At 44.2% G+C, this 15,891-nt stretch carries 18 protein-coding genes; 8 read left to right on the top strand and 10 right to left on the bottom strand.

Going from position 1 to position 15,891, the window contains the following annotated elements:
• The first annotated feature begins 41 nt into the window (after nucleotides 1-41).
• Nucleotides 42-488 (top strand): hypothetical protein, encoded by a 447-nt coding sequence (locus tag NSU01_RS02995; protein ID WP_076246197.1) that lies wholly within the window; start codon nucleotides 42-44, stop codon nucleotides 486-488.
• A gap of 349 nt (nucleotides 489-837) precedes the next feature.
• On the opposite strand, the gene NSU01_RS02990 is transcribed toward NSU01_RS02995, so the two are convergent.
• Nucleotides 838-1,026: a hypothetical protein gene (locus NSU01_RS02990; RefSeq protein ID WP_039306684.1), complete on the bottom strand. Its 189-nt coding sequence runs from the start codon at nucleotides 1,024-1,026 to the stop codon at nucleotides 838-840.
• A 102-nt stretch (nucleotides 1,027-1,128) separates the two neighbouring features.
• Nucleotides 1,129-1,425, bottom strand: coding sequence for a hypothetical protein (locus NSU01_RS02985; protein WP_042133264.1), 297 nt, complete (start codon nucleotides 1,423-1,425; stop codon nucleotides 1,129-1,131).
• 125 nt (nucleotides 1,426-1,550) lie between these two features.
• On the opposite strand from NSU01_RS02985, the gene NSU01_RS02980 reads away from it, so the two are divergent.
• Complete coding sequence (locus NSU01_RS02980) at nucleotides 1,551-2,180, top strand: class I SAM-dependent methyltransferase (RefSeq protein WP_076246194.1); 630 nt, start codon at nucleotides 1,551-1,553, stop codon at nucleotides 2,178-2,180.
• Between the two features lie 74 nt (nucleotides 2,181-2,254).
• On the opposite strand, the gene NSU01_RS02975 is transcribed toward NSU01_RS02980, so the two are convergent.
• The 8 genes from NSU01_RS02975 to NSU01_RS02940 all read right to left on the bottom strand — a co-directional run bounded on the left by NSU01_RS02975 (nucleotide 2,255) and on the right by NSU01_RS02940 (nucleotide 8,357).
• The gene (locus NSU01_RS02975; RefSeq protein ID WP_256703955.1) at nucleotides 2,255-2,377 is read right to left on the bottom strand and encodes a hypothetical protein; all 123 of its coding nucleotides are present in this window, start codon (nucleotides 2,375-2,377) and stop codon (nucleotides 2,255-2,257) included.
• 118 nt (nucleotides 2,378-2,495) lie between these two features.
• On the bottom strand, nucleotides 2,496-3,851 hold the full coding sequence (locus NSU01_RS02970) for an extracellular solute-binding protein (protein ID WP_076246190.1): 1,356 nt from the start codon (nucleotides 3,849-3,851) through the stop codon (nucleotides 2,496-2,498).
• A 181-nt stretch (nucleotides 3,852-4,032) separates the two neighbouring features.
• Entirely contained in the window at nucleotides 4,033-5,364 is a 1,332-nt protein-coding gene (locus tag NSU01_RS02965) for an extracellular solute-binding protein (RefSeq protein ID WP_052421646.1), read from the bottom strand.
• Between the two features lie 125 nt (nucleotides 5,365-5,489).
• The gene (locus tag NSU01_RS02960; RefSeq protein ID WP_042133259.1) at nucleotides 5,490-5,957 is read right to left on the bottom strand and encodes a hypothetical protein; all 468 of its coding nucleotides are present in this window, start codon (nucleotides 5,955-5,957) and stop codon (nucleotides 5,490-5,492) included.
• Between the two features lie 10 nt (nucleotides 5,958-5,967).
• Complete coding sequence (locus NSU01_RS02955) at nucleotides 5,968-6,279, bottom strand: hypothetical protein (RefSeq protein ID WP_076246188.1); 312 nt, start codon at nucleotides 6,277-6,279, stop codon at nucleotides 5,968-5,970.
• Nucleotides 6,279-6,581: a hypothetical protein gene (locus NSU01_RS02950; protein ID WP_076246186.1), complete on the bottom strand. Its 303-nt coding sequence runs from the start codon at nucleotides 6,579-6,581 to the stop codon at nucleotides 6,279-6,281. The genes NSU01_RS02955 and NSU01_RS02950 overlap by 1 nt, the downstream gene beginning before the upstream one ends.
• A gap of 8 nt (nucleotides 6,582-6,589) precedes the next feature.
• Nucleotides 6,590-6,823, bottom strand: coding sequence for a hypothetical protein (locus NSU01_RS02945; protein ID WP_144026146.1), 234 nt, complete (start codon nucleotides 6,821-6,823; stop codon nucleotides 6,590-6,592).
• A 184-nt stretch (nucleotides 6,824-7,007) separates the two neighbouring features.
• Entirely contained in the window at nucleotides 7,008-8,357 is a 1,350-nt protein-coding gene (locus NSU01_RS02940) for an extracellular solute-binding protein (RefSeq protein WP_076246181.1), read from the bottom strand.
• A gap of 205 nt (nucleotides 8,358-8,562) precedes the next feature.
• Between NSU01_RS02940 and NSU01_RS02935 the strand changes: the two genes are divergently transcribed.
• The 6 genes from NSU01_RS02935 to NSU01_RS02910 all read left to right on the top strand — a co-directional run bounded on the left by NSU01_RS02935 (nucleotide 8,563) and on the right by NSU01_RS02910 (nucleotide 15,889).
• Nucleotides 8,563-9,276, top strand: a complete 714-nt coding sequence (locus tag NSU01_RS02935) for a response regulator transcription factor (protein WP_076246179.1) — start codon at nucleotides 8,563-8,565, stop codon at nucleotides 9,274-9,276.
• A gap of 40 nt (nucleotides 9,277-9,316) precedes the next feature.
• Entirely contained in the window at nucleotides 9,317-11,194 is a 1,878-nt protein-coding gene (locus NSU01_RS02930) for an ATP-binding protein (RefSeq protein WP_076246177.1), read from the top strand.
• A gap of 107 nt (nucleotides 11,195-11,301) precedes the next feature.
• Nucleotides 11,302-11,985, top strand: coding sequence for a response regulator transcription factor (locus NSU01_RS02925; protein ID WP_042133247.1), 684 nt, complete (start codon nucleotides 11,302-11,304; stop codon nucleotides 11,983-11,985).
• A gap of 350 nt (nucleotides 11,986-12,335) precedes the next feature.
• Nucleotides 12,336-13,046 carry an ATP-binding protein gene (locus tag NSU01_RS02920; protein ID WP_256703954.1) on the top strand — a complete coding sequence of 237 codons (711 nt, stop codon included), beginning with the start codon at nucleotides 12,336-12,338 and terminating at the stop codon, nucleotides 13,044-13,046.
• 139 nt (nucleotides 13,047-13,185) lie between these two features.
• Nucleotides 13,186-13,971, top strand: coding sequence for an ABC transporter ATP-binding protein (locus NSU01_RS02915; RefSeq protein ID WP_076246172.1), 786 nt, complete (start codon nucleotides 13,186-13,188; stop codon nucleotides 13,969-13,971).
• A complete protein-coding gene (locus tag NSU01_RS02910; protein WP_076246170.1) occupies nucleotides 13,958-15,889 on the top strand; it encodes an FtsX-like permease family protein in 1,932 nt (643 codons plus the stop codon). The genes NSU01_RS02915 and NSU01_RS02910 overlap by 14 nt, the downstream gene beginning before the upstream one ends.
• Nucleotides 15,890-15,891: the final 2 nt, after the last annotated feature.

Raw genomic sequence — 15,891 nt, 5'->3', positions numbered from 1 at the left:
CAAACTATAAATCGCCCACATTCAGGAAGGAACGTGTCCACATGCCAGACCCATTATCGTCCAATGCAGTTCCCGCTGCCGGATTCACCAGCTATATTGAGCAATATAGCGGAACCATCTATGCGCTAAGCTGTCTCCTGCTGGAGAAGGGCGCCCGCGCCGATCAAGCCGCAATTGCTACATTCGCGGCACTCTATGAGCCTTGGCTCAAGGGCAGCATCCAAGCAGATGCTTACTCCCTTGCCGCCTACAGGGAATGCATCCGGCAATGCTCGCTGGTTGCTCAAGACCGCGGCCGCTGCTCTTCTGCCCTGCTCACCTGGGAGGATCAGATCGCCAGCGCCTTATGGTACGGCATCCAGCTGCCGCTGCCCGAGATCTGCCTCATCCTGCAGCGAAGCGTTCCTGAGCTGAAAGCGCAGCTCAGAGGGATTCGCGAACAGATGGCTGCTGCGCGGCCAGCTGTCCCGCGTCCGTCGGCGGGATAATAGGGAAGATGGCTAGGCCTGCAACAATAGACTCAATCATGCCACTGCGATCCATGCGGACTGTAGATCCGTTATTTCGCCCAATCAGTCGAATCAGCGATCCATGCGGACTCAGAGGACCTTAACTAACCAGTTTCGCCTCATTTTGAGCTCCTTCGAACAATATAAGCGCGCCTGAGTCCGCAACGGGCAAAAAAGCAGGCTTTTTCACAAAATAAGGTCCTCTCAGTCCGCGTAGCAAGCGCTGCATAGAGTAAATCCGCTGACGTCGTACATATTAATAAAAGCCGCAGCATCCGCCACGGCTCTCCATTTGCTAATGCTATGCTATCTGTTCCAGTGCCAGAAATCAGCGCTTGCCCTTGCCGCCCTTGGCGAACCGCCAAAAAGCCATGCAGCATCCGAGCAGCCCGACGCCCAGCAAGATGGTCTGCAGTGCTCCCAGCCAGGTTGATTTGTCCGACGGGATCAGGCTGCTGATAATGATCAGCAGGATGGAGACCACGACCAGCACGGGGGTTTGTCTACTTTTTTTCACAAAAAATCACCACTCCTAATTACTAATATTACTAAGGTACACTATCTGCGGGGGTTTAACCAGTTTAGGGTGGTTTGTGATCACTCTATAGAACAGCATTATTTATAAGCCCGTTTCATCACTACAGGTCATCCACCTTCCATATCCCATCATTTTAATCATTGAATAGACAGCGGTATCATCACTCCCGTTATCCCAGGACCTGTCCACTACCACTTCGTATTCATCAGCGTTTATTTTATTCATTTCATTAATTTCGTAATCTGTTATATTTGCCGTCTCCTTGCTGATTTCAGCATACAGAGCCTTCCTTTCATCTATCGTCTTACTTTCTGAGGTATCTCCGGAACACCACATGTGCACTTTCGCGATGAAATCATCCAGATAGCTCACTACCACACTGTTCAACTCCGGATCATCACTTAGCTAAAATACGAAGATTAACAATAACATTGCAAATTGGTTATATCGTAGATATAATATGTCCGTAATAACTATTTAGTGTAATTAAAGGAGATCGGGCTATGACAGAGTTCTGGGAAGCAAGCTTCATAGAAAAACAAACGATGTGGGGATTTGAACCTTCTGACTCGGCCATCTTAACCAAGGATTTTTTCCTTGAAAAGAATGTTAAAGACATCCTGATTCCCGGCATTGGATATGGCAGAAATGCAAAGGTTTTTATGGACAATGGTATAGATGTTACTGGTATTGAAATTTCGCAAACAGCGATTGATCTGGCGAGGCAGCGCGGGCTGGATATGAATGTTTACCACGGCTCGGTAACCGATATGCCATTTGACAACAAACTCTATGACGGTATTTTCTGCTATGCACTGATTCACTTATTGGATCAGCGTGAGCGGGAGAAGTTCATTCAGGATTGTTATAATCAGCTGAAGCCGGGAGGATATATGGCCTTTACAACGGTATCCAAAAAAGCACCAATGTACGGTAAGGGCGTCCAACTGGATACAGACTATTTCGAAATCATGGACCGAGTGAAAATGTTTTTTTATGATGCTGACTCCATTCAACAAGACTTTGCCAACTATGGCCTGGTCGAGATATCAGAAATAGATGAGCCCGGTAAAAATATGAAAAACAAACCTTCCATAAACTTCTTAATTGTAAAATGTAAAAAGGAAGGATAGCGCTCCAAGCGCACTGTCTGCATAAGTAAAAAAAGCCCACCCGCCTCCCCCGGCGAATGGGCTTTGATCTATGTTTACTGGCTGCGCTTCTGATATCTGCCAAAGGCTATGATGGTCACCACCATACTCACAATGCCTATACCCGTTAGCATCCCTTGCGTGAAATCTATCAGGTTGCTTCCGTTAGAAACTAACATTCGGCCCGCCTTTAGTGAAAGAAAAGAAGGGAATTGTAATAATGTGTGTTCCAACCTGGTAAGTTGATGATTAAATGATCCTGATTTCAGAAACACATTGTGTTAATTACCTTTTCATCTATGCTTTTGCCACTTTATCAGCAGCAGCTTGTGTTTGTGTTTGAATTGCAGCAGTAGCTTTGTCTAATGTTTTCTTCCCGTTTACTACCTGTGTCAGTTCTTCAGATAGTATTGACCAAAAATCCAATTCCAAATCTGGTGACTTGTTCATGAGCGCATAACTTGTAATAGATGAATTGAAGTTAGGTTTTAATTTATAGAATGCATCCAGCTTGTAACCAGAATACTCTTTAACCATGCGGGACAGAGGTGCACCTATACTATTATTAGAGTTGTTAGGTTTGTAGTATTCGTTAGCGTGGTCATCCCCATTGAAATATTTAATGAACTCCCAAGCGGCATCCAGATTCGATGCACCTGCTGGAATAGCCAGAATCTCAGAACCAAACACATATCCTGTTGACTTCCGGTCCTTAGAATCCGCAGGGCCGGCAGCCATACCAAGCGTAAACGGTTTATAATTCTTTACATTGCTATTTGCTGCTTGCAAGGACTGCAGCTGACTGATAGAGGCTACTATCATAGCGGATCGTCCCATAATGAACGGGCTGCTTTCCAGGTAACTTTTGCCCGACAGAGTGATTCTTTCGTCAAGTACCCCCGACTTCGTAGCCTCGACAGACAGGCGATAGGCATTTTTCCACGACGCTGTATTCGCAGTAGCCTTAAGAGTATTTGGATCAATATACGTTAATCCTTCTGTTCTGGCAATATCCATTACCAAATTGCTGGACCCAAAGGAGCTTAGACCCCAAATTCGGGTGTTCTTATCTCCTGTAGTAGGGAATTCACCAGCAAGTTTCAATATTTCTTCCCACGTCATTCCGTCACTTGGTGCTTTAACATGGTGCTTTTTAAATAAATCCGCATTATACAGAAGAGCATACGACTCCACCTTTAGGCTTAACCCATAAAGTTTGCCGCCGCCTTGTTCCTTCAATTCAGCAAGCAAGCCAGGGTACACTGTTGTCATGTCATACTGATCCCGTTCAATTAACGGTTCTAAATCTGCCAGCTTTTTATCTTTAGACATTTGCTGGTAATCATAGGGGGGCAGCATTACAAGATCCGGTGAATACTTTTGGATCGCCGAATTGTAATCTGTAACCGAACCTGAACCTGTAGGTGCAAAGACTTCGATGTCTGTATCCGGGTAGTTCTTACTGAACTGGTTCCCGTACGTCCTATTGAAATCATCAGCGTTCCAATACAATACTTTTAAAGTATCTTTCGTATCTGCCTGGCTATTCGAATTTGCGGAAACCAGTTGACCTGTGGCAAGACCTGCTGAGGTACCGATCAACATCACACTGAAACTAGTAAGCATGATCTTCTGTATCATATTTTTCTTCAAAAATAAAGCCTCCACTCATTTGTTATTTCAAACGGTTATTCACTTGGATGGACTCAAGTATAGAATAGAAAGCTTATAAGCCAGCTACTGAAATCCTTATCATTTCCTTAAATAAGGCTGAGAAGTGCGGACAAAAAGGAACCCATTCTCAGATAGAAGCTATCTAAGAATGGGGCCTGGGTTATTTCTTCGCTTTTTGCTTTTTCACAGCCTCATCAAGGCTCTTTTGAACCTGTGTTTGAATGGAAGCCAGCGCTTTGTCTAGTGTCTTTTTGTTGCTTATTACCTGTTTAACTTCACTCTGCAGGATAAGTGAATACTGTGCATTGTTAAATGGAACTCCTATTGGATTAACATATGGTGGTGTTTCCAGGTTTGGTTTTAATTTATAGAAGGCCTCCATACTAAATCCTTTGTATTCTTTACTATAATCCATCCGTGACAGGGAATAATCTGAAAGCATCTCGGACTTAAATTTAGCAAAATCCGCTCCGTTATAGAATTTGACGAAATCCCAAGCAAGATCTTTATTAGATGAACTAGCCGGAATCGCAAAGATTGAATCAAGATGAATGTTTCGTGTCATGTTCCGGTTCTTAGGATCGGCAGGACCCGCAGCAATTTTAACGGTAAACGGTTTGTACTTTGCTATAGCAGATTTATTTGCAGTTACCCCCTTTAAAGTATTCATACTAGTCGTACTTACTGTCATAGCCGCTCTTCCCATAAGGAAAGGGTCCACATCATATCCACTTTTATTTGAGCCTTCTATGGTATTGGATTTTATCGCAGTGATAGCCATACTGAATACCCTTTTCCAAGCGGCTGTATTCATAGTTACTTTAAGTGTATCAGGATTATAACGGGTTAACCCTTCAGAAGTTGCTATATCATTGATCAAATAGGTGTAATTATCAAGCGGATAGTGAAGTCCCCAGATACGGGTGTCCTTATTTCCTTTAGTTGGGAATTTCGCGGATAGTTTCAGTATTTCTTCCCAAGTCATTCCGTCCTTCGGTAAGGGGACATTATATTTTTTGAATAAGTCTACATTGTAAAAAAGGGATTCTGTGTTGAAGCGCGGACTTAGCCCGTAGAGCTTTCCATTCACTTTGAGTGCGTCCAACAATCCAGGATATAGGGTTGCAGTGTTATAGTTGTCACTCTTGATTAACTGTCCCAGTTCTGCTAACTGGTTCTCCTTGGACATCTGCTTATATTCAAGGGTGTTCAACATGACAACATCTGGCGATTGCTTGGCGATAAAAGCTTTTAAGTCTGATTTCCCATCCCATTTCACTTCCTGAATCTGAGTATCGGGAAATTGCGCTTTGAACAAGTTCTCATCGAAATAATATTTGTCTTCGTACAGCACCTTTAGAGTTTGTTTCGTGTTAACCTGGGTGTTTGAATTAGCAGAAGCTTTTGGGTCTTGGCTAAAGCCTGCTGAAATAGCCAATAGCATAAAGCTCAAACTAACGATTACTGACTTTTTTAAAATAGTTCTCTTCAAAATAATACCTCCACTCCTTTATTGTTAAAACGATTATCTGTTTGTACTGAGCTAAGTATATAAGAGAAAACTTATCAGCCAGCTACCGAAATCCTTATCATTTCCTTAAAGCCTCCATATCAACCTTAGGGTTGATATGGAGGGACTTCCATTACCTTTAATCTACCGTCAACTCTTTTAACTGTGTAGGTGAACTTATCAGTGATTGTGTCGAACTCCTGTGTCTGGAACAAGGTTCCGTCTTCATGCTTTAACGTAATCACGAATTTACATTCATCCTTGCTTACCTCGGTCTGATCAACAATCTCTTTAAGGGAGATGTCAGGAATCAGCTCCAGATACTGATTGAATAATTCTTGCTCATCGTCAGGATCTGTTTCAGGAGATAAATTCATGAGCCCCTGGTAGCTGCCGCCGTATAACTCGACCAAAGTTTCAGCATCTTTATTAGCGATGGCCCGCATGTATTGCTCCAACGTATGTTGCAGATTCTCATCGGGACTTATTTTATCTGGGTTCGCCTCATTATTGCTGCTACATCCCACAAGGAAGAAAGCACAGATGACGCATGCGAATATAATTTTCTTCATCATTCATTTCCTCCTATTCTCCCGGCGGTATTATAAAATACCTCGGTAGATGCCTTTCCATATCAAGCAACATGGTCTCGGCATCCTTTAAATATTCCAGATAGCCAAAAGGCCCCATCATGTTGTAATTCGGGTCAGAGACGATGAACTGGACATGGTTTCCTAACTTCCAGTAGCCCTTGATCATAGACGAGTGTCCCTCTGGAATGTCCAGTTCCCTAAACATGACATATAAGATATTCCCTTTATCCAAATGATCTAACATCTTATCCAAATCAACTGTAGTATCAAAAGCATCAGTGAACTCCAAGCCATACTGCAGCATTACATTCTCGGCAACCACATCAGGGCGGCCAGTGCAGCTACAACCGAACCATACGGTGCCTTAGACTCTTGCAGCTTCATATCTGACCGAAGAGTAGCGTCATAAACAATCGCCGGCATAAAAGACCAATCATCCCAGTTGCCGGTTTTTCCAGGCTCAAAGTTCCCAGACTCCGACCAGAAGAAAAATCCGCTCGATTTCCATGCATTGATATCTTCCGTATCCTTTGGCTTGGAGGCTGGAACCGTTTGTATTTCTCCAAATATAGCTTCATAAGCCGATACTAACATTTCAGCTGCCATCAGCCTAGTCAGTCGCTGATCCGATGCCGCTTCACCTTCCAGCTATCAGGTGGCAAATCAGGAAGCTCAAGACCCTTTTGTCTTAAATAATCTACTTCCTTTTCAAAAGCTGTTGTCTTCAGAACACCCTTTTCCAACTCCGCCAGATTGTCCGAGTCTGGTGTCTGTTCCTTCGGCAAATTACAAGCAGTGGAACCAAGAACAAGTGCCGCTACACTAATAAATATAAGTACTTTTTTCATATACATAGCAACCTTATACTTCAAGATTCCACCCCCGCTTCGTTCTTCTAAGAACAACATTACAGTCCAAACAACATAGAGGGGCACTTGCTTTCCGCAGGAGCCCCCCTCAGATACCGTGCATTCTTTGACACCCAAAAGGCTTATAAAAATATCCTTTTCATATCTCCATGATTCTTTATCTCTATCTCTTTGTCTTTTGAGCCTTTGCCAGTTTATCAGCATCAGCTTGAGTGCTTGATTGAATAGCAGCAGTTGCTTTGTCCAATGTTTTCTTCCCGTTTACTACCTGTGCCAGTTCTTTAAATAGAACTGACCGGAAATTTAATTCAAAATTTGCTGACTTGTTCATGAGAGCATAACTTGTACTAGCTGAATCCAAATTAGGTTTTAATTTATAGTACGCATCCAGCTTGTAACCAGAGTACTCCTTAACCATGCGGGACAGAGGAGCACCTATATTATTACCAGTGGTATTAGGTTTATAGTATTCGTTAGCGTAGTCATCCCCATTGAAATATTTGATGTAATCCCAAGCGGCATCCACATTCGATGCACCTGCCGGAATCGCGAATATTTCAGTAATACGTACGTCTCCTGTTGACTTCCGGTCCTTAGAATCCGAAGGGCCGGCAGCCATACCAAGCGTAAACGGTTTATAATTCTTTACATTATTTTTTGCTTTTTGCAAGGACTGCAGCTGACTGATAGAGGCTACTATCATAGCGGATCGTCCCATAATGAACGGGCTGCTCTCCAAATAACTTTTACCCGGCAGAGTGATCCTTTCGTCAAGCACCCCCGACTTCGTGGCCTCGCTCGCTATACGATAGGCATTTTTCCACGCAGCTGTATTCGCAGTAGCCTTAAGAGTATTTGGATCGATATATATTAATCCTTCCGTTTTTGCAATATCCATTACCAAATTGCTGGATCCGGAGGCGCTTAGGCCCCAAATTCGGGTATTCTTATCCCCTTTAGTAGGGAATTTCTTAGCAAGCTTCAATATTTCTTCCCACGTCATTCCGTCACTTGGTGCTTTAACCTTGTGCTTTTTAAATAAATCAGCATTATACAAAAGAGCATACGACTCCGTTTTTGGGCTTAACCCGTAAAGTTTACCGCCGCCTTGTTCCTTTAATTCGGCAAGCAAGCCTGGGTATACTGTTGTCATGTTATACTGATCCCGTTTAATTAACGGTTCTAAATCTGTCAGCTTTTTATCTTTAGACATTTCTTTGTACTGGTATGGGGGCAGCAATACAAGATCTGGTGAATACTTTTGGATAGCTCCGTTGTAATCCGTAATCGCACTCGAACCTGTAGGTGTAACTACTTGGATGTCTGTATCCGGGTACTTCTTACTGAACAGATTCCCATACGTCCTATTGAAATCGTCTGCGTTCCAGTACAATACTTTTAAGGTATCTTTGGTATTTGACTGGCTGTCCGAATTTGCAGAGGCTGCTGAAGTACCGAATAGCATCACACTGAGACTAGCCAGCATGACCTTCTGCAATAAATTGTGTATCAAAAATAAAACCTCCACTCATTTGTTATTTCAAACGGTTATTCACTTGTATTGACCCAAGTATAGAAGAGAAAGCTTATCAGCCAGCTACCGAAATCCTTATCATTTCCTTAAATATGGCTAGCGTTATTCATTGCATTAGAAATATCGCTTATAATTATTGTTCTACTCTCTATCTAAGAAAAATAAGAGAACTAAGGGAGGATCTATGGCGGAAAGCACGATTTTGATGGTGGATGACGAAACGGAAATTATCCAATTGATGAATATTTATTTCAATAACGAAGGATACAAGCTCCTGCAGGCGTCGAATGGACTGGAGGCACTGGAGATTCTGCAGTCGGAGCAAGTCGATTTGATTGTACTGGATCTAATGATGCCCGAGATGGACGGGTTGCAGGCTTGTATGAAAATACGGGAAACGAATCCTATTCCCATCATCATGCTCTCGGCTAAAAGTCAAGATATCGATAAAATATCAGGCCTCAGTATCGGCGCCGACGACTACGTAACCAAACCGTTCAACCCGCTTGAGCTGATTGCACGCATCAAGTCACAGCTTCGGAGGATGAACCAATTTAACTCCACTGCGGCTAACGCAAACGAAATACGTATCGAAAACGTCGTTATTAATGAAGCATCCCATACGGTAACGGTCGATCAGCAGGAGATCAAGCTGACTCCCCGTGAATTCGCGCTCCTTCACATGCTGGCAGTCAATCGAGGGACGGTGCTGAGCATGGACCGCATCTACGAGGAGGTCTGGAACGAGCCTTTTATGGAGTCGAAGAATAGTGTTATGGTTCATATCCGAAAGCTTCGTGAGAAGATAGAAGCTAATCCGCGCGAACCGCGGATAATCAAAACCGTGTGGGGGATTGGATACAAAATCGAAGGCGTTCTAAAAGCAAGGGGTGAGTAGGATACAACTACAGTGGCTGTATACAATTCGTTGGAGATTAATGCTGATCATGATTGGAAGCCTGGCCCTAACAGGCGCAGTTATTTCTTTTGGTTTTTTCATGGCCGGGGAACTGCAAAAAATCGAATACGTGGCTGCTCCGATCAATTGGAGCATTGAGCATGCCGGATCCGTTCGCGTGATGATCATCACTGGTATCATTCTCTTTCCCGTCACTTTCTTCCTGGCCAGCTTCCGTTTGGTTCAGGATTTGCGCGAAATCAACGCAGGGCTGCAGGAGTTATCGGCAGGTCGGTTCGGGCGTGTAATAACGGTCAAGGGCAAGGATGAGTTAAGCGTTGCAGCGGAGAGTATGAATCAACTCAGCAGCGAATGGGATCAATATCTGGCGGAAATTACGCGCGGTTTGAAGGAGATTTCCAATGGGCAGTTCGACCATCAGATTCCGGAAATTGCCGGTAACCAACTGGGCGAAGTCGCGCATAGCATCAACCAAATGAGTACGCAGTTGAAGCATTCGATAGCGGAGGAGCGCAAAGCGGAAAAGACCAAAAATGACTTAATTACCGGTGTATCGCATGACCTGCGCACTCCACTGACCTCGATTCTCGGTTTTCTCGAAGTGATTGAGGAGGATCGGTATCAGGATGAACTAGAGATGCGCTATTACATCAACATCGCGTATGAGAAATCCTTGTCGCTTCGGCGCCTGATCGACGAGCTGTTCGAATATACGCGTATTAACAACGGCATGCCTCTGGAACTGAGCGAGCTCGATATCGCCGGGCTGATCCGTCAGCTGGAAGAGGAATTCGTACCGGTTACGGAGAACGTAGGCATGGAAATCAGGTTGAACATGCATGAAGGAGAATTCAAGATCCAAGCAGACGGAGGGCTGCTGGTACGGGCGTACGAGAATATTATCTCCAATGCCATACAATACGGGAAGGCGGGCAGATATATAGATATCGATATTGCTAAGGATGGAGATGTACTGGTCGTGCGGATCCAAAACTATGGAGACCCCATTCCGGAACGGGATTTGCCTTTTATTTTTGACCGCTTTTACCGGGTGGAGCGCTCCAGGTCGAAGCAGACCGGAGGCACAGGTCTCGGACTGGCCATCGCAAAAAGCATTATCGATGTACACGGAGGGAGTATCACTGTACACAGTAGCAAGAAGGCAACTATATTTGAGACACGGCTCCCGGATTCCGGCATCCATCAGGCGCAAGCGGCTGTTCCGGAAGAAGTTCATAATGAAATTAAACGGGTACCGACCGTGATTCCCAAGCGGGGCCTGACGCCGAAACAAAGAATATCCCCCCGGAAACGGGGCTTATTCCAATCCAGGGTACCTGCAGTATCGATGATCGTGCTGCTCATTTGTGCAGTGGTACTATTCAGCGTTAAGAATTCATTTACCTCCCCGCTCATGGTAAAGCTGGATGCAAATAGCGATCCAGCGCTGATGACAGCAAGCGAAAATGACATGACGACTTCTATAGGCGGTAAATCAGACCAAGGCTATACACTTCTCATTCATCGTTATATGTACGACAGCCAGAACCTAATTCTCCAATACTCAATCAAAAATTTTAACGAGATATCGCAGTCACAATGGGCGAAACAATCAGTCAAGCCGACTTTTAAATTGGACCCTTCAACGATACAGGCAGTGCCCGGCATCGCCACAGATCCAGGTGTAACGTTGGCCAAAAACGGCACCATCAATTATTCTTTTAACGGAACCACACCTCCAGACAAGTTCATGTTGAAAGTCAGCGTAAAAGAGTTAATTCTCTCGGATGACACTGCTCAGCAGCTTACACTCGCCGGAAACTGGAGCTTCGAAATTCCTGTTAAAAAAAATTATATACGAAAAGCCAATGGTCAAAGTTCACCGTTGTTGAATTAAACCTAGATGAAGCCTCCATATCAACCCTAAATGCAGCACAAACTCCATTTTATTCATTTAGAGTACTATGAACTAAATACATTACAAAAGGGAGAAAAGTTCATTCTATGGAATTTAATATATTTATAGTTGAAGATGATACGGCATTATTCGAAGCGCTGCAAACCGGACTGGAAGCTTGGGCGTTCCGGGTTACGAAACCGGATGATTTTGATGAGGTTATGCGTTCGTTTCTTGATCAGCAGCCTCATCTTGTAATCATGGATATCACGCTGCCTAAATTTGACGGTTTTCATTGGTGCAGGGAAATTCGCTCTGTATCCGAAATCCCCATCATTTTCTTATCTTCCCGCGATCACCCGTTAGATATGGTTATGGCGCTTAATATGGGTGCGGATGATTTTGTCCAGAAGCCTTTTCATACGGATGTGCTGTATGCCAAAATTCAAGCGATTCTTCGACGGACGTACGCTTATGGTGAAACCCAGGCAGATACACTCGAATGGAACGGTGCCTTGATTGATTTAAAGCGGGGGGTTATCCGAAAATCAGCCGAGGAAGTAGACTTGACCAAAAACGAATTTTTCTTACTGATTGCGCTGGTGAAGTTCAACAACTCTGTCATTTCACGTCATGACCTGATTCGTAAGCTATGGGAAGATGAGCAGTTCGTAAATGATAATACACTTACAGCCAATATCACCCGCTTGCGGCAGAAGTTAGAACCGCTTGGGCTTTCAGACGCTATTGTGACAAAGAAAGGAATGGGTTATATGGCAGTGACTTTATAGGAGGAAAAGTTGATATGTTAGTCCGTTACGTTATTGCCAGAAAAAGCTGGATCCTGCTTTTTATCAGTTTGCTGGGTGTTACTGACCTGCTAATATTACTCGATCAGGGAGTAAGTGTTGGACCCACCTCTTTCATATACTTAAATTCGTTGTATATTATTCTGTTTGTTGTATTTTTCATTTGGCGGTACAGGAAAGAAACCAGGTATCTGGCAGCGGTTGCCAAACTGCAGGAAGTCATGCCCGCTGACTGGATTGAGAGTCTTCCCGAACCTGACAATGAATTGGATAGGATCACGGGCCATGTATTAAGAGAGGCTTCTTCCCATTTCAAACGGAAGCTTTCTGGGATGAAGGAAGCCCAACTGGTTGAGAATGATTTTATTGCCTCCTGGATTCATGAAATCAAGACTCCTCTTACCGCTATGAAACTGATTATGGCCACACGCCAAAGTGATCCGGATATCCGCAAAATGGAAACAGAATGGCTGCGGATTCACCTGCTTGTAGACCGTCAGCTATATATGACACGCCTTCCTGCCCTGGAATCGGACTATGTTCTTGAACAAGTGTCGGTACAACGTCTTGCGGCAGAAGAAGTCCGGGAACTGGCTGCCTGGTGTATGGAGAAAAACCTGGCAGTCAGTATTGAAGGCAATGATGCCACCGTCGTTACAGACCGTAAATGGTGCCGTTTTATCATTAGGCAGTTATTGACCAATGCCATCAAATACAGTCCTACAGGCACGTCACTCACGTTCAGGACAAATGTTACGGAACAAGAGAATGTCTTTCTGGATTTAATAGACGAGGGTCCGGGTATTCAGCCTCATGACCTTCCGCGTATATTTGACAAAGGATTTACCGGCGGGAATGGAAGGATTCATAATGCTTCTACAGGCCTCGGCCTCTATCTTGCCCAAACCGTTGCAGCCAAAATTGGGATTACGCTTCAAGTCCATTCCATCCAGCCGCAAGGTACGACAATGCGGATGACTTTTACAGATTCTAATGCATTCGAGACCGTTAGAAGAGGACAAGCAGACAATATCCCATTATGAACAGCCAAGGTCATCTTGGCTGTTTTTGTGTTAACCTGACGAATTTGTCACCTACCGCTTCAACTCGTCACCAGAAACGTGCGACACCCGGGATATATACGCGTAAGCTTAACCTATAATCGAATTTGGGAGGTTCACTATGAATGAAATAAATGAACAAGATACAGTATTACACGCCCGGAATGTTCACAAAGCATATGGCTCAAGAGGCAGTACGCAACATGTTCTGAAAGGCATTGATTTACGCGTTCTTCATAAAGAATTCGTCGGCATCATGGGTCCCTCCGGTTCCGGTAAGACCACCCTGCTAAACGTACTTGCGACGATTGACCGGACCACTGACGGTACGATATTAATCGATAATGAAGATATATCCGCCATGAACAACGCCTCCCTTTCTGCATTCCGCCGTAACAAGCTTGGCTTCATCTTCCAGGATTACAATCTGCTTGATACGTTGACGGTAAAGGAAAATATCCTTCTGCCGGTATCGCTTAACAAGCTAAGTAAAAAACACGCTGAAAGAGAGTTTACAGCGATTGCAGATGTACTGGGCATTCGGGAATTGTCGGAGAAATACCCCTTCGAAATATCAGGAGGACAAAAACAGCGCACTGCGGCCGGACGGGCTTTGATCCATCAGCCTTCCATCATCTTTGCAGACGAGCCAACGGGTGCCTTGGATTCTAAGTCCGCATCATCGCTGTTGTCCGTAATGGATGAGGTTAACCGGACAAGAGAGGTCACGATTATCATGGTCACGCACGACCCGGTCGCATCCAGCTATTGTAACCGCGTGGTCTTTCTGAAAGACGGAAAAATTTATTCCGAATTGTACCGGGGGGAGAAATCCAGACAGTCGTTCTTCAAGGAAATCATTGATGTGCAGGCTGTATTAGGGGGAGATAATATTGACGGTATTTGATCTGGCACTCCGCAGTATGCGGCAAAATGTAAAGCATTACTATCTGTATTTTTTCGCCCTGATTTTCAGTATGAGCCTGTTCTTCGTCTTTGCATCACTCAAGTATGATCAGCAGGTACAGAACATGCTGGATTCAAGTGTTAATATCACGACAGCCTTTCAGTCCGCTGCAGTCCTGCTTGTGGTAATCATAGGAATTTTCGCAGTTTCCTCTAACAGCATTTTCTTACGCAGACGCAGCCGGGAATTTGGATTATACCAGCTCATAGGCCTTTCCAAAGGTTGGATTATCCGTTATTTAATCATTGAGAATATCTTGCTGGGTTTAGGTGCTTTACTAGCAGGGATCATCTCCGGAGCGCTGGTGTCCCGTCTGTTTGTCCTGATTTTAATGAAACTGCTTAACTTGGACGGCCTGCCTTCAATAGATTTTTCTGTGCCGGCAGCCTTAGAAACGGCATTAGTGTTTATTCTTATCATCTTTATTACTTCCATTCAGATGATATTTATGATCAGCCGCAGAACCCTGCTCGGCTTATTCCAGGCAGATAGGCAGCCTGATCTTGTCAGCAAGCGGCCCTCTATTCTTACGGCTATATTAGCTATATTTGGTGTTATAATGATCGGCTATGGCTATGAATTATCGGGACGTATGATAGATGAGCAACTAGCTGTTAATGCGCTGTTGGTAATGGCATCTACAATAACAGGAACCTATATCTTATTCCGGGTGACGATCAGATGGTGTCTTTACTGGTTCCGCAAGCGTAAAAAAGGACACCTGGGCTTTTACAACAGCCTTTCACTTGCTCCGCTGATGCACCGTATGAAAGCCAATGCCAATTCGCTCACTTTAATTACTGTGCTCTCAGCTTTAACCCTTACACTTGTTACCATCGCGTATTCTTTATATTACTCTGTAGAACAAGTCACCCGCAATGAATATCCTTATGATTTTGCAATTGAGAATAACAAGCGGGATGCAGCTGCATTTACAGCCGAGCTCGAGAGCGGAGGTGTTCATCACAAACACCAAACCATCGATACATTCCGGTCTAACGGTATTATCCTGGATCCGTTGACTGAATCCGGGTATAGAGAAGGCATGTTATTATGGCTTCCGGCTGAACAGCTGCAACAATCCGGCAGAGATATCTCTGTACCTGATTATGGCGAGGCAGTAGAATATAACGCTTCTGCGCTGAGCTTGTATGATGACATTGATCTCTCCAAACGTTATCCAACCATGATTGAACTGCGCTCAGACAAACAGACCAAGAGTTATCCCTTGAATGAAATATTCTTGGAAAACATCGTGAATGCCGGAATATCAGGCAGACAAATGCTAGTGTCTGAAGAAACCTTGGAAGAAGTTGAGCGGAGAATGTCCGGTACAGACAGTTTTGAGCGGGTTCAGATAGATATATTCCAAGTCCCGGATAATAAGGAGCTTGCGCTGGCTTCCTCTCTCTACCAGAAATATAAAACGGATGACTTTTATTCGGCCGACTTTTATTCCCGTTACACAAGTCTGCTTCAACAATCTGGATTATTAATTTTTATAGCCGCCTTTCTGGGACTTGCTTTTCTTGCTTCTACCGGCAGCATTCTGTACTTCAAACAGATGAGTGAAGCCGAACAGGAGAAACAAAGTTTTAGAACATTGCGTCAGCTTGGTTTTGATGAAAAGATGATCATGAAAGGCATCTTGAGGAAGCAGATGCTGGTGTTCCTGCTTCCGCTGTTCATTGGAATATTACATTCAATCTATGCAGTCAGGGCGAGTTACTTCATAACTCTTGCCGACGATACGATCCCTGCGATGATTGCGATGGGAGCTTATGCCGCCATTTACTTCATGTTCGCTTTCTTCACACTTGGGTATTACAAAAAAGTCGTTAAAAACGCTATGTTATAACA

This window comes from Paenibacillus sp. FSL H8-0259 (assembly GCF_037963255.1).
GTDB lineage: Bacteria > Bacillota > Bacilli > Paenibacillales > Paenibacillaceae > Paenibacillus_AQ > Paenibacillus_AQ phytohabitans.
This window is presented reverse-complemented; position numbering and strand designations above follow the sequence as displayed.

Excerpts from the sequence above, each read along its gene's own strand:
- NSU01_RS02995 (WP_076246197.1), top strand. The coding sequence starts at position 42 with ATGCCAGACCCATTATCGTCCAATGCAGTTCCCGCTGCCGGATTCACC.
- NSU01_RS02980 (WP_076246194.1), top strand. The coding sequence starts at position 1,551 with ATGACAGAGTTCTGGGAAGCAAGCTTCATAGAAAAACAAACGATGTGG.
- NSU01_RS02975 (WP_256703955.1), bottom strand. The coding sequence starts at position 2,377 with ATGTTAGTTTCTAACGGAAGCAACCTGATAGATTTCACGCAAGGGATG.
- NSU01_RS02960 (WP_042133259.1), bottom strand. The coding sequence starts at position 5,957 with ATGATGAAGAAAATTATATTCGCATGCGTCATCTGTGCTTTCTTCCTT.
- NSU01_RS02955 (WP_076246188.1), bottom strand. The coding sequence starts at position 6,279 with ATGCTGCAGTATGGCTTGGAGTTCACTGATGCTTTTGATACTACAGTT.
- NSU01_RS02950 (WP_076246186.1), bottom strand. The coding sequence starts at position 6,581 with ATGGCAGCTGAAATGTTAGTATCGGCTTATGAAGCTATATTTGGAGAA.
- NSU01_RS02945 (WP_144026146.1), bottom strand. The coding sequence starts at position 6,823 with ATGAAAAAAGTACTTATATTTATTAGTGTAGCGGCACTTGTTCTTGGT.
- NSU01_RS02935 (WP_076246179.1), top strand. The coding sequence starts at position 8,563 with ATGGCGGAAAGCACGATTTTGATGGTGGATGACGAAACGGAAATTATC.
- NSU01_RS02930 (WP_076246177.1), top strand. The coding sequence starts at position 9,317 with ATGCTGATCATGATTGGAAGCCTGGCCCTAACAGGCGCAGTTATTTCT.
- NSU01_RS02925 (WP_042133247.1), top strand. The coding sequence starts at position 11,302 with ATGGAATTTAATATATTTATAGTTGAAGATGATACGGCATTATTCGAA.
- NSU01_RS02920 (WP_256703954.1), top strand. The coding sequence starts at position 12,336 with ATGAAGGAAGCCCAACTGGTTGAGAATGATTTTATTGCCTCCTGGATT.
- NSU01_RS02915 (WP_076246172.1), top strand. The coding sequence starts at position 13,186 with ATGAATGAAATAAATGAACAAGATACAGTATTACACGCCCGGAATGTT.